At 58.7% G+C, this 12,761-nt stretch carries 11 protein-coding genes; 2 read left to right on the top strand and 9 right to left on the bottom strand.

Translation table 11 applies throughout. The features are described 5' to 3' along the window. Window position 1: 1 nt before the first annotated feature. The 4 genes from AB3226_RS22455 to AB3226_RS22440 are packed head-to-tail and all read right to left on the bottom strand — an operon-like array spanning window position 2 to window position 3,184. Window positions 2-808 (bottom strand): DUF4892 domain-containing protein, encoded by an 807-nt coding sequence (locus AB3226_RS22455; protein WP_367374658.1) that lies wholly within the window; start codon window positions 806-808, stop codon window positions 2-4. An 8-nt stretch (window positions 809-816) separates the two neighbouring features. Further along, window positions 817-1,476 (bottom strand): glutathione S-transferase family protein, encoded by a 660-nt coding sequence (locus tag AB3226_RS22450; RefSeq protein ID WP_367374657.1) that lies wholly within the window; start codon window positions 1,474-1,476, stop codon window positions 817-819. Between the two features lie 50 nt (window positions 1,477-1,526). Then, on the bottom strand, window positions 1,527-2,381 hold the full coding sequence (locus AB3226_RS22445) for an alpha/beta hydrolase (RefSeq protein ID WP_367374656.1): 855 nt from the start codon (window positions 2,379-2,381) through the stop codon (window positions 1,527-1,529). Beyond that, window positions 2,378-3,184, bottom strand: a complete 807-nt coding sequence (locus AB3226_RS22440; protein WP_367374655.1) for an alpha/beta fold hydrolase — start codon at window positions 3,182-3,184, stop codon at window positions 2,378-2,380. The genes AB3226_RS22445 and AB3226_RS22440 overlap by 4 nt, the downstream gene beginning before the upstream one ends. A 224-nt stretch (window positions 3,185-3,408) precedes the next feature. On the opposite strand from AB3226_RS22440, the gene AB3226_RS22435 reads away from it, so the two are divergent. Then, on the top strand, window positions 3,409-6,210 hold the full coding sequence (locus AB3226_RS22435; protein WP_367374654.1) for an RHS repeat-associated core domain-containing protein: 2,802 nt from the start codon (window positions 3,409-3,411) through the stop codon (window positions 6,208-6,210). 40 nt (window positions 6,211-6,250) lie between these two features. Here the strand turns inward: AB3226_RS22435 and AB3226_RS22430 are convergent, their stop codons facing one another. The 5 genes from AB3226_RS22430 to AB3226_RS22410 form a co-directional block, all read right to left on the bottom strand. Next, window positions 6,251-6,694 (bottom strand): hotdog fold thioesterase, encoded by a 444-nt coding sequence (locus AB3226_RS22430; RefSeq protein ID WP_367374653.1) that lies wholly within the window; start codon window positions 6,692-6,694, stop codon window positions 6,251-6,253. Window positions 6,695-6,726: 32 nt separating this feature from the next. Continuing rightward, window positions 6,727-8,394 (bottom strand): AMP-binding protein, encoded by a 1,668-nt coding sequence (locus AB3226_RS22425; protein WP_367374652.1) that lies wholly within the window; start codon window positions 8,392-8,394, stop codon window positions 6,727-6,729. Between the two features lie 194 nt (window positions 8,395-8,588). Next, window positions 8,589-9,041, bottom strand: coding sequence for a phosphohistidine phosphatase SixA (gene sixA, locus AB3226_RS22420; RefSeq protein WP_367374651.1), 453 nt, complete (start codon window positions 9,039-9,041; stop codon window positions 8,589-8,591). Further along, complete coding sequence (locus tag AB3226_RS22415; protein WP_367374650.1) at window positions 9,038-9,385, bottom strand: DUF4389 domain-containing protein; 348 nt, start codon at window positions 9,383-9,385, stop codon at window positions 9,038-9,040. The genes sixA and AB3226_RS22415 overlap by 4 nt, the downstream gene beginning before the upstream one ends. A gap of 30 nt (window positions 9,386-9,415) precedes the next feature. Continuing rightward, window positions 9,416-10,441, bottom strand: coding sequence for an NAD(P)H-dependent glycerol-3-phosphate dehydrogenase (locus AB3226_RS22410; RefSeq protein WP_367374649.1), 1,026 nt, complete (start codon window positions 10,439-10,441; stop codon window positions 9,416-9,418). Between the two features lie 196 nt (window positions 10,442-10,637). Between AB3226_RS22410 and AB3226_RS22405 the strand changes: the two genes are divergently transcribed. Then, a complete protein-coding gene (locus tag AB3226_RS22405; protein WP_367374648.1) occupies window positions 10,638-12,761 on the top strand; it encodes a TonB-dependent receptor plug domain-containing protein in 2,124 nt (707 codons plus the stop codon).

Raw genomic sequence — 12,761 nt, 5'->3', positions numbered from 1 at the left:
CTTATCGCAACAGCTCGAAGTGCAGGCCAGAGCCTTCGACGTTGCCGGTTTCCATCCGTGCCGACCGCACACCCTGGCCGATCAGCGCCTGGCGCCAGACTTCGGCATTGGGCCCCGACACATTGACGCGCAATGTGGTGTCCAGGTTGAGACCTCGAGAAATCAAACGCAGCCAGGTGTCGTCAGGGTCGCCGTTGAGTTTGGGGAAATCGAGTTCACCAGTGCTTTTGAGCTGTCGCAGCAAGGTCGCGGACGTTGGCAGCAAATCGCCCAATGGTGCGGCAGCGTCGAACTGCTCGACGTGCAGATAGGCTTTGCGATTGCCGCGAGTGATGCTGTAAAGCGCCACCAGCGTGTTGTCTTGAGGGGCTGCAAGACGCAGCAGCAAATAAGCCTGCTGGTTATCGGCGCCATACAGCTTGGCGTTGCCGAAGACTTCATTGGCCCACAGGCTGCTTTCGCCGCAATCACGTGCCTGACACCAGAACAGCAACTCGGCGCCCTGCTTTTGCAAGGCTTCGCGGGCGGCGGTAAAGGCATCGGTAGAGGAATGCTCCGGTGGCAGCTCGTAGGTCACCGAGGTGGCGTGCCCACGGGCGCTGACCTGACCGTCGAAGCGCAACTGACCGCTGATCTTGCGGATAGAACCCAGCGGGTAGATCCGCTCAAGCTCGACAGCCGGGCGATAGTCCACGATCTGCGCATCGGCCATACGCGGCACGATCGGCAGGTCCTGACTGCCAGGGATATCAGCAGCAAATAGAAGAGGACTGAAACAACACAGCGCCAGCAGAGTGAGTGAACGCATGGATAGACTCATCGAATCAGCATGGCCTGGGCACCCTTGATGACACTGGCGTCATCGATGCGCTCGGGCACCAATAAACCGCGTTGTACCGCAGGGCGCGCCTCCATGGTCGCCATCCAGCGCTGCAGGGCTGACAAGCCTTCCACCGCGACACCGGACCATTCATGGCCACGGACCCACGGATAAGTGGCAATGTCGGCAATGCTGTACTCGCCCGCCAGAAACTCTACGGCTTGCAGACGCGTGTCGAGCACTTCATACAGGCGCCGGGTTTCATGTTGATAACGGTCGATGGCGCCCTGAAGTTTTTCCGGGAAATAGCGGAAAAACACGTTCGCCTGGCCCTGCATCGGGCCGATTCCGCCCATCTGGAACATCAGCCACTGCAACACCACCGAGCGCCCCTTGGGGTCCTGGGGCAGCAGTTTGCCGGTCATCTCGGCGAGGTAAATCAGGATCGCGCCGGACTCGAACACGGCGAAATCGCCATTGGCACGGTCGACAATCGCCGGAATCCGCCCATTGGGATTGATCTTGAGGAAGCCCTTGGACTTCTGTTCCTTTTTGTCGAAACTCAAAGCATGCACCGTATAGGGCAGGCCGAGTTCCTCGAGCACGATAGAGACCTTGTGGCCATTCGGGGTCGCAGCGGTGTACAGATCTATCATGGTTGTCTCCCATTTCAACCCGCCCAGCCTCGACAGTTGCCGGGCGCAAGTCAAGGAACGGCGAAGAACCGATTGAAACAGTCTGCGACAAGGTCGGCACCGGGTTCGTCATTCAGGTGCAAATGATGGCCGCCAGGCAACTGTTCACGGCTAAAGGGTAGACGTTCCAGCAACTCGGGATGTTTGGCCAGCATGCCGTCAGCCGCAACCACCAGGTGTGCAGGACAACTGACACGCTGGACGAAGGCCATCGCCTGTTCAGTGGTCAGACGTAGCGGCGACGGCAGGGTCAGGCGGTTGTCGGTGCGCCAGGTATAACCGCCCGGCACCGGCATCAAGCCGCGTTGCGCCAGCAGTTCGGCGGCTTCACGACTGACCGCCACCAAGCCTTTCATTCGCGCCTCGATGGCGCGGTCGAGGGTGCTGTAGACCGGTTTTCGTTTTTCCCGCAGATCCAGCTGCGCTTGCAGGGCCATGCCCATGCGCTCGGCGGCGTTTTCGCCTTTGTCTGTAGGAGGAATGATGCCGTCGATCAAGGCCAGATGAGTTACCCGTTCCGGCAACGAACCGGCCAGCACCAGCGAGACGATTGCCCCCAGGGAATGCCCCAGCAGTGCAAAACGCTTCCATCCCAACTGCTCGGCCACTTGCAGCACGTCGTGCGCGTAGTCCCACAGCGCGTAACCGGCGCCGTTCGGTCGATGCCCCGAGTGACCATGCCCGGCCATGTCCAGTGCGATAATGCGCAAGCCCTTGAGCTTGGGCGCCAGCCGGGCAAAGCTGTTGGCATTGTCCAGCCAGCCATGCAAGGCGATCACCGGCAAACCGTCCTCGGGACCGAACAGGTGCGCCGCCAACTCGATATGCGGCAGGCTCAGACGAACTTCTTCGACAACGTTGCTCATGCGCAATCCTGTTGACTGCGACCTTCCCAGCGGCTGAACAGATTCTTCAGCAGGGTGGCCGTGTCTTGTGGACGTTCGAGGGGAAACATATGCCCGCCGGGCATGGTCAAGGACTCGCCCAGGGGCATGCGCCCGACGGATCGGGCGTGATGGCGCATCACCACGCGGCTCTTGTGGCCACGGACCACCGCCAGCGGCACTTTCAACTGCCGTGCACGACCGGGGCTGGTGTGGGGCACGCCACGATAGATGCTGATTTCCGTGGCCGGATCGAAACGCAGGCGCAGCTTGCCGCCGACATTGTGCAAACCATGTTGCAGATAGGCGTCGAAGCATTCTGGATCGAAGCCACGAAACAGGGTTTTACCGGCGAAATACAATCGGGCCGCGTCCAGATCGGCAAACTCTTCCCGTCGGCCCAACGTACGGCCGGCCGGGGTCAGCCGATCGATGAAACCGAAGCGCTTGGCGGCACGGATCACCCATTGATCGGCGCGGGTCAGTACCGGTGAATCGAGCATTACCACGCCGCGATACAACTCAGGGCAACGCAAGGCTGCGTGCAGGTGCAGCACGCCGCCAAAGGAGTGACCGACGCCCCAGACCGGCTCGGGCTGCTGCTTGAGGTGATGAATCAGCTCATCCACCAGATTGTTCCAGTTGTCGTCCGCCGGAAAACGCGGGTCGTGGGCGTGCTGCTCCAGATGCGTCACCTGATACTCGGGCGCCAGCGCCGCGAACAACTTGCCGTAGGTTCCCGAAGGAAAGCCATTGGCGTGGGCGAAAAATATCTGTTGCGACATACCTGCAAATCCATGAGCGAGAACGGAGGTTGATTGTCCGTAAGACCGTGTCCTACAGCAATGACCGTAACTGACAGGAATGATGACAGCGTCGTTTCATCGATGGAAAACAATCCGGGCATTCTTCGAACGCCTCACTTACCTGTTATTTCTGACAGTTGACACGTCGGGAGCAACCGAGAATAACTGTGCCCGACACGAAGCTGTTTCAGGAGCCTGCTTCCATGCACAGAAAAACCCCGACAGTCTCCGTGAAGGATCCGCGAGGGCTCAATGTCGCCACTGTGTCCTACTACCGCGACACACTCGGCAAGCCAGCAGAGCCTCGAATTTACCGTCAATCCTATAATGCCGCAGGTCGCCCGACGATCAGCCGCGACCCTCGTCTGTACAAGCTGCTTGAGACCGAGCCAGACGCCCGGCCAAACCTGCTGACAGTTTTCAGCCTCACGGGTGCGCCCCTCTACAGTGATAGTGTGGACGCGGGCAGTCGGCTGGCCTTGTTCGGCATGGCTGGTCAAAATCTCATGAGTTGGGACAGTTTGCTCACTCAAGTCAGGACCGACTATGACCTATTGCTGCGCCCCGTCAAAACTGTCGAGCAAGCTCCAGACAAACCAGCCAGAACCCGTGCCTTTTACACCTATGGTGACGCGACCCAGGAAACTGCCTCACGCAATCAATGCGGTCAGCTGATCCGTCATGATGACAGTGCCGGCACCGTGCATTTCACAGCCTACGCGCTGACCGGTGGAATCAACTCGCAGGTCCGGCATTTTCTCAAAAAATTAGACGAACCAGACTGGCCGATTGATGAAGCCGAAAGAAACCTGTTGAACGAAACAGGTATCGGCGCGATCACCCGCAATCACTACAACGCCCTAGGGTTCGCCATCAGCCAGGAAGATGCCCGAGGCAACGTCCGGTTCTCACACTTAAATATCGCCGGCCAACTCAGAGAGACAGGTCTGAAACTCGTCGCACAAACACAAGAGAAATCACTGCTGAGCTTCATCGACTACAACGCTTTTGGCAGCATCGAGCGGCAGATCGCCGGCAATGGCTTGATCAGCGAAGCCTGTTACTCCCCACTCGACGGCCGTTTGCTTGAGTTCAAGACCCGACTGCCCGGCAAATCATTGCTGCAACACTTCAGTTACAAGTACGACCGGGTCGGCAATATTCTCAGCATCAATGATGCGGCACTGCGCACCTATTTCTTTCGCAACCAGAAAGTCGAACCAACCCGTACCTTTGCCTATGACTCGTTATATCAACTGATTGAAGCAAAGGGCTGGCAGCGGGCCAACAGCCAGATGGGTCCACAACCGCCAGACTTCGAGTCACCACCTGACCCCGGGCAATTGGAAAACTACTGCCAGACCTACACGTACGATGCAGGTAGCAATCTGACCAAGCTGATTCACAGCGCTGCCAGCCGCAGTCAGACGCAGCGCATAGGCCTCTCCAAATACAGCAATCGGGGCCTGCCGCAAAAGGACAATGGCGAATTACCCACCGAGAACGAAATAGCCGCAGGATTCGATGCCAACGGCAATAAGAAACTACTGCAGCCAGGTCAGAATCTGACCTGGAGCTTGAATAGCCGTCTGCAGCAAGTCGATCAGGTGGTACGCGAGAACGCTCCAAATGACACCGAAATCTACATTTATGACGAAGCCGGTCAGCGTCAACGGAAAATCCGCATCGCTTCCGCCGGCACTTTAACGCGTACTCACGAGACGCGATTTTTACCGGGGTTGGAAATCCGCACGTCGGCTGATGAAGTTTTGCACGTTATCTCTGTGCAGGCCGGATGCTGCACAGTGCAAGTTCTGCATTGGGAAAAAGGCGGGCCATCAGCCGTTGCGCAGAATCAATATCACTACAGCCTGAATGATCACTTGGGTTCCAGCACTCTGGTATTGAACGATCAGGCAAAGCTGATCAGCCTGGAAAGTTACTATCCGTACGGAGGGACTGCATGGTGGGCCGGAAACGACAAAATTGAAGCCAGTTACAGAACCATTCGCTACAGCGGTAAGGAGCGCGATGCTACCGGCTTGTATTACTACGGTGCCAGGTACTACTCGCCTTGGTGGCAACGCTGGCTCAATCCGGATCCTGCCGGAACCGTTGATGGTCTGAATCTTTATCTGTTTGTCCGAAGTAATCCTGTGACCTTTGTCGACTCTGATGGTCAGGCGCTCACAGACGCTATAGAGGCTTTCGATCACATGTTGCGCAATGGGTCAGCATGGAAGCAGATTGATAACGGGCAAGACGGCCTGACTACCTTCCAGCAACAGTCCAGGAAAAATATCAGGCAACTTGAAGAGCGCCTTGGCGAATCAATCGAACTGGACTCTGCCGAGACTCTTTTTCTCCAGGAATTCAGCGAGAGCCCATTCCATATCGTTCACTTTTCCAACCAGGATCTGCGCAATAACGATGTGGTCGAACTCTACTCCAGAAAACAACTGATCGAACGGCAGTTGGTATTCAATGAAAACAACACAGCGGAGGGAGACTTGACCTCATTGGGAACTGACGATTTTGTTTTCTTTTCATTGGAAGCACAAAACGAGCCGGCCAAACCCAGCAGCCGGTTCGGTGACAAGCGCTACAGAGCACCCTTTTCAATGCTGCAGGAAAGCGGTCAGGCCGAGCATTCCATGCTCCAGAGTCTCGATATCATATTGCCTACAAGCAGACCAAGGGCAGCCCCTGCCTGGGTAAAAAATGCCCACGCGTACGGAAGAGACTTCGCGTTGAGGGACAACGAGAATGAAGATACCCAACGTCACGGAGCGATGTTCGTGGGGCAGCAAGACATGATTCGCGGAATGGGACTCAACGTCATGATTGATGTTTTAACCTACGCGGAAGAGCCGGGAGACACACTCTATGACGTGTCTGCCGACGCCTTGATGAACTCCCTTTATCGCCCTCAGGTGTTGGTTCCAAACAAAGTCCGATTGAAACCGTCTCAATACAGCTATCAACAAACACGCAAGCCGCCTTGAGTCTCTACACCCGAGGTCTCTTTCGCTGGTGCAATGATTCTCACCGTGCTGGCGGTTGTTCCCCCAATGGAACAACCGCCATGGTCAGCCGCGACACGCAACTGGCCTTGCCCTCATCGCTGGTGAGGCGGATATCCCAGACATGCGTCGTGCGCCCGATGTGAATCGCCTTGGCCACCGCCGTCACTCGCCCACTGCGCAGGCCGCGCAAATGGTTGGCGTTGATTTCCAGGCCCACGCAATAAAACTTGCTGGCGTCGATGCACAGGTAACTGGCCATCGAGCCAACGGTTTCGGCCAGCACCACGGAGGCGCCGCCGTGCAACAAACCATAGGGCTGGTGCGTGCGATGGTCGATGACCATGCTGGCGGTCAGGGACTCGTCATCGAAGGCTTCGAAGCGAATATCCAGCACTTCGCCGATGGTGTTTTTCTGGATTGCGTTCAACTGCTCGACGTTGGGAGTGGTGCGCCACAGACTCATCGTTACGTTCCTTTGTTGGAGTTGTTCGTGGCTCAATCCTGCCACAGCACCGCCTCGCTGCGCTCGCTCCATTCTGCAAACCGAGCACCGTAAGCCGCTTCGATCATGTTGCGCTTGATCTTCAGGGTCGGTGTCAGGAAGCCGTTTTCCACCGCCCAGCTGTCCTTGACCACCACCAGCCGACGCAAGCGCTCATGCCTGTCGAGAACGCCGTTGACCTCCTCCAGCAGTTTTTCCAGGCTTGAATGCAAACCCGCCCGGGCCGATCCCTTCGCGTCCTGTTGACCGACCGCCGACAACACGCATAAACCCAGTGGCGCGCCCAGCCCATCGCCGACCACGCACACCTGTTCAATCCGCGAATGCACTGCCAGGCGATTTTCAATCGGTGCAGGGGCAACGTATTTGCCTTTGCTGGTTTTGAAGATTTCCTTCAGGCGCCCGGTCAGGCGCAGATTGCCTTCGGCGTCTTCCTCGCCCTTGTCACCGGTACGCAAGAAGCCATCCTCGGTGATGGTTTCGGCGGTTTTCCCGGGTTCCTTGAAATAGCCGAGCATGGTCGCGCCGCTGCGCACCAGCACTTCACCAGACGGTTCGATACGCACTTCGACTTCCGGGCATGGCTTGCCGATCCAGCCGGGTTTGTTCTGACCCGGCAGGCCGATGTGGGAATAACCGCAACTTTCGGTCATGCCGTACACCTCCAGCACATCCAGCCCCAGTTTTCGGTACCAGAGCAGCAACGTCTGCGGCACGGGCGCAGCACCCGACAAGGCGATGCGCAAGGCGTCCAGTCCCAGCCCGGCGAGAACTTTGTGCCCTACTCGCTTGCCGATGAAGGGCAGGCCGAGCAGGAAGTCGAGGCGTTTTTCCGGGATCTTGCTGTAGACGCCCATCTGGAATTTTGTCCATATCCGCGGCACGCCGAACAGCGCGGTGGGCCGGGCACGTTTTAAATCAGTGAGGAAGGTATCGAGGCTCTCGGCGAAGAACACCGTTTGCCCGGTGTAGATCGACGCCAACTCGACGAACATCCGCTCGGCGACGTGGCACAGCGGCAGGTAGGACAGCAGGCGATCCGACTCATTCAGGCCGAATAACTGCGTGCCGCGAGTAGTGGCAAATCCCAGCGTGCCGAAACTGTGCATCACGCCTTTGGGCTGGCCCGTGGTGCCGGATGTGTAAATGATGGTCGCCAGTTGATCGGCGGCGGGTTTGGGGTCGTCCTGAATCGGCGAACTGCGTTGCAGATCGGCCCAGCTGAAATCGAAGTTGCCGGCCGGGCACAGCGGCAGGCTGATAGTTGGCAGGTCGGGGCTGACCCCGGCGGAGATGCCCGGCCAGTCATCCAGCTTGCCAATGAACACCAGCGCGGCTTCGGAATGATTGAGCACCTGGGCGACGGAATCGGCGGTCAGATTGGGATACAGCGGCACCGAGACATGCCCGGCCATCCAGATTGCCAGGTCGGCGATGATCCAGTGGGCGCAGTTTTTCGAAATCAGCGCGATGTGGCTGCCTTGTGGCAATTCGCGAGCCCGCAGCCAGTGGGCGGCACAGCGCGCCTGATGGCCGACGTCGGCCCAGGTCAGCGTCTCGACCTGGCCGCCTCCCATTGGCTGGACCAGAAAACGCTGACGGGGATGACGCGCTTCACGCTCGTAAAAGGCGTCCAATGGCAAACGGGAAGCAGCAGACATGCGACTTGCTCCTTTATTTTTTGTCTGGAGCAAGCGTAGTCAACCAAGCAAGTGCTTGGTTGACTATTTCACACAAAAAACAAGAATGCCGCCGCCCCTGTGGGAGCGTGGCTTGCCCGCGATGGCATCAACGCGGTTTCACCGAGACACCGTGGTGTCTGCATCGCGGGCAAGCCACGCTCCCACAAAAACGGTCAAGGGTGCTTGATGCCCTTGAGCTTCATCGCCCCGACCAGCAGTTCGTCGCCCTCAAGCTCCGCCAACCCGGCAGTGCCGACTTTCTCCGGGTCCTGCACATGACCATGCTGCAAATAGCCCAGCAGGTTACCGACCAGCGGGTTATGGCTGACCAGCAGCGCGTGATCCACGGACACCAACTGCTCCGCCACTGCTTGCGGATAGTTGTCGGGCTTGAGCCAGTCGACCGTGCGGATCTCCGGCGCGAAACCCAGCGCCGTACGCACAATTTCTGCCGTCTCCTGCGCTCGATGATAAGGACTGGCATAAATGGCGGTTAACGGCTGGCCGATCAATTGAGCGGCAGTGCGCAACACCTCTTCACGCCCCTTGACGGTCAATGCCCGCTCGGAGTCGGGGCGAGTACCGTGAGGTTCGGCTTCACCATGACGCAATACCCAGAGTTTCATAGCTTCGGTTCCTCATCTCGGGCCGGATGCGGTGCTGGCGCCACAACGTGCGGGGCTTCACCTTCCGGTGTACGCGGCGTCGGCCAGTCGGCGAACGGCCAGGGTTTCTGGTCGCTGTGAAAGCTGCCGAAACGACCGATCTGCGCCAGAAACTGGCTCAGGCTGTCGCCGAAATTCATCAAGCTGGCGCTCGGTGCGCCATAAATCAAACGATAGATCAGCTGCACAAATACCACCGCACCGAGGATCAATTGCGTCACTTGCCAGACCAGCACATAGACAATCATCCACAGCACTCGCAGCAGGATGGATTCGTACTTGGCTTCTACTTTCTGATCGTTCATGTCTCACTCCGTTCCTGTTGAGTAGAGGGTTCAGTTGAAACCGCTGGTTGAAATAAAGTCGACGTCGGTTTTCGGCTCGCCACGCATCAGCAGTGCGATCACCTGATCAAGCGTGCGTCCTTCGAACAGAATCGCATGCAATCCAGCGACCAATGGCATATACACGCCCGCATCCTGAGCCTTGGCCTTGAGTACCTTAAGGGTGTTCACGCCTTCGGCGACTTCGCCCAGACGCGTCACCGCGTCCTCCAGGCTCAAGCCCTGACCGAGGGCAAACCCGACTTGGTAGTTGCGGCTTTTCGGCGACGAACAAGTGACGATCAGATCGCCGACACCTGCCAGGCCGAGGAAAGTCATCGGGTTGGCGCCCTGATTCACCGCGAAGCGGGTCATTTCCGCCAGCGCCCGGGTGATCAGCATGCTCTTGGTGTTTTCACCCATGCCCAACGCCACCGCCATGCCGGCGATGATTGCGTAGACGTTTTTCAGCGCCCCGCCCAGCTCCACGCCAAAGCGATCAGCGCTGGCGTACACGCGAAAGGTCCGGCCATGCAGTGCTTCCTGAACCTGCTGGCAAAGCTCTTCGTCTTCACTGGCGACCACGGTGGCGGTCAGCGCGTGTTCGGCGATTTCACGGGCCAGATTCGGGCCCGACAGCACGCCGATGCGCGCTTGCGGGGCGATTTCTTCGAGGATCTCGCTCATCAGTTTGAACGTATGGGCTTCGATGCCTTTGGTCAGACTCACCAGCAATTTGCCGCTCAAACGTTCGGCGTGAGGAACCAATACCGAGCGCAGCGCGCTGGACGGCAGCGCGACAAAGCACAGGTCGCAGGCCTCCAGGGTGGCTTGCAGGTCCGTGACCGCCTCCACCGCCGGAAGAATCTTGATGCCTTTGAGGTAACGCGGGTTCTCACGATTGATCCGAATGGCCTCGGCCTGTTCGGGGTCTCGCATCCACAGCCGGACCTGATGCCCATTCTCGGCCAGCAGATTAGCCACGGCGGTACCAAAACTTCCGCCTCCCAGGACCGCAATCGGGCGCTGTTCAGTCATATGCAATCCGTTAATCCATACCAGTGGCGATGTCGGCATTATACGGAGCAGCCCGGTGGCGGCCAGCCCCAGCATCAATTACCGACACTTGTAGGAAGAAGACCAAGAAAACCGAGGAAAATGCCCACAACGTGACTGGAAAAGTCTTTGCCCTCGGTTAACATGCGCGCCAACTAATCGCTATCAAGGCCGTGCCGTGTCTTTTGGCTTTCCCCGTCCTCGCTCGCCGCTGGTATTGGCGCTGATCTTTAGCTCGCCATTGCTGGCCGACGACCTGTTCCTCGACAATGATCCGTTGCCGCAAGTGCTGACGGCGACGCGCTTGAAGCAGTCGCCTGCGGCCGTGCCGGGGAGCATGACAGTGATCGACAGCGAACTGATCAATGCCAGCGGCGCGCGGGACATCAGCGAGTTGCTGCGGCTGGTGCCGGGAATGATGGTCGGTAATATCAGCGGCAATCAGGCGGCGGTGAACTACCACGGCACCAAGGCCAGCGAAGCGCGGCGCATGCAGGTGTTGATCGACGGCCGCTCGGTGTACCGCGCAGGCCTGGCCACGGTGGACTGGAGTGATATTCCGGTGGCCATGGAAGACATCGAGCGCATCGAGGTTTTCCGTGGCCCGAACACCGTCAGCTACGGCGCCAACGCGCTGATGGCTGTGGTCAATATCATCACCCGTAAACCCGCCGACAGCCACGGCACGCGGCTGAAAGTCACCCGTGGCCAGCGCGGTATCAACGATTTCTACGCCAGCCAGGGCATGGGCTGGGACAGCGGCGATTTGCGCCTGTCGTTGTCTGGCCAGCAAGACGACGGCTTCGACTCGGACCGCACCGGCACCGATTACCGCGACAGCCGTCGCTTGAACCGCTTCAGCCTCGCCGTCAGCCAGACGCTCAATGAAAACCAGAGCATCGACTGGCAACTGAATGCCAAGGACGGGACTAACCAGCGGCCCTATACCTACCGTCCGGTGTTCTCGGGGATTACCGCCGCCGGGGACAATTCTGACGTCATCGCCAAGGACTATGCCGGCTCGATGCGCTGGAACCTGGACATCAATCCCGATCACAGCCTTTATATTCAAGGCTCGGCGCAACACTGGGATCGCCAGCAGACGTGGCGCGCCTGCGATGCCGAGGTCTCGTTCAGCCCGGAGCTGACCCAACTGTGGCAACTCAACCCCAATTACACCGAACGTCTGGCGCGTAACATGCTGCGCTACACCGGTTCCGGCGCACCGGCGGGCACTGAGGCGGAACGTGCGCTGGGCAATCAGGTATTGAGGCAATGGCAAAACGGCGCCCGGCAAACCCTCTGCGGCGACATTGACCAGAGCGCCCGGGAATCGCGCTACGACCTCGAACTGCAAGACACACTCAGCCTGTCCGACAGTCTGCGGTTGGTCAGTGGCATGAATTATCGTTACGACCGGGCAAATTCAGAGACCTACTTCAATGGCACGCTCGACGACACGACCTGGCGAGCGTTCGGCCAACTCGAGTGGCGAGCCACCGAGCACTGGTTGCTGCAGGGCGGGGTGATGTACGAAGACTCACAATTGACCGGCAACTCGCTGACCCCGCGGGTGGCGGTCAATTACCTGATCAATCCGCGCCATGGCTTGCGCGCGGTGTATTCGGAAGCCATCCGTTCGCCGGACATGTTCGAGAACAACGTCAACTGGAGCTACCAGGTAACCAACTTGCGACCCAGTGCGTACGGCCAGACCAGCGCCCGCTATTTCGTCAAGACCCGCGGCCCGGGCGACCTCGAACAGGAACGCATGCGCTCCCGGGAATTGGGCTATAACGGTTACTTCGCCGAATGGGGGCTGGCGGTCGACGTGAAGCTGTTCTATGACGAAATCACCGGCATGATCAGCGAACCGCTGCGCAACAACCAGTACATCGCCAGCAACTCGAACAGCTCGCGCTTCACCGGGACTGAAACCCAGCTGGATTGGCGCCTCAGCAGCGCCGATCGTTTGCGCCTGACCTATGCCTATGTCGATGCCGAGGCGAGCAACCCGCTGGATGCACAACAGACTGCCCGCAACAGCGGCTCAGCCGGTTGGCTACGCAGCTGGGGCCATGGCTGGAACAGCGCGCTCTTCTACTATGGAGCCGACGCTCTCAACGGTTACCGCTTCGAACGGGTCGACACCCGCATCGCCAAACGCATCGGTTTGGGCAAGGCCAATCTGGAGCTGGCCGGGGTCCTCCAGCAACGCCTCGACAATCAGCCCACCACCTTCGTCGACAACCATTACGACGAACGCCGGGTGCTCTACTTCAGCGCGGAGCTGGAGTTTTAA

The organism is Pseudomonas lini (genome assembly GCF_964063345.1).
Classification (GTDB): Bacteria; Pseudomonadota; Gammaproteobacteria; order Pseudomonadales; family Pseudomonadaceae; genus Aquipseudomonas; species Aquipseudomonas lini_B.
The sequence above is the reverse complement of the archived record's forward strand: the minus strand, read 5'-3'. Positions and strand labels throughout refer to the sequence as shown.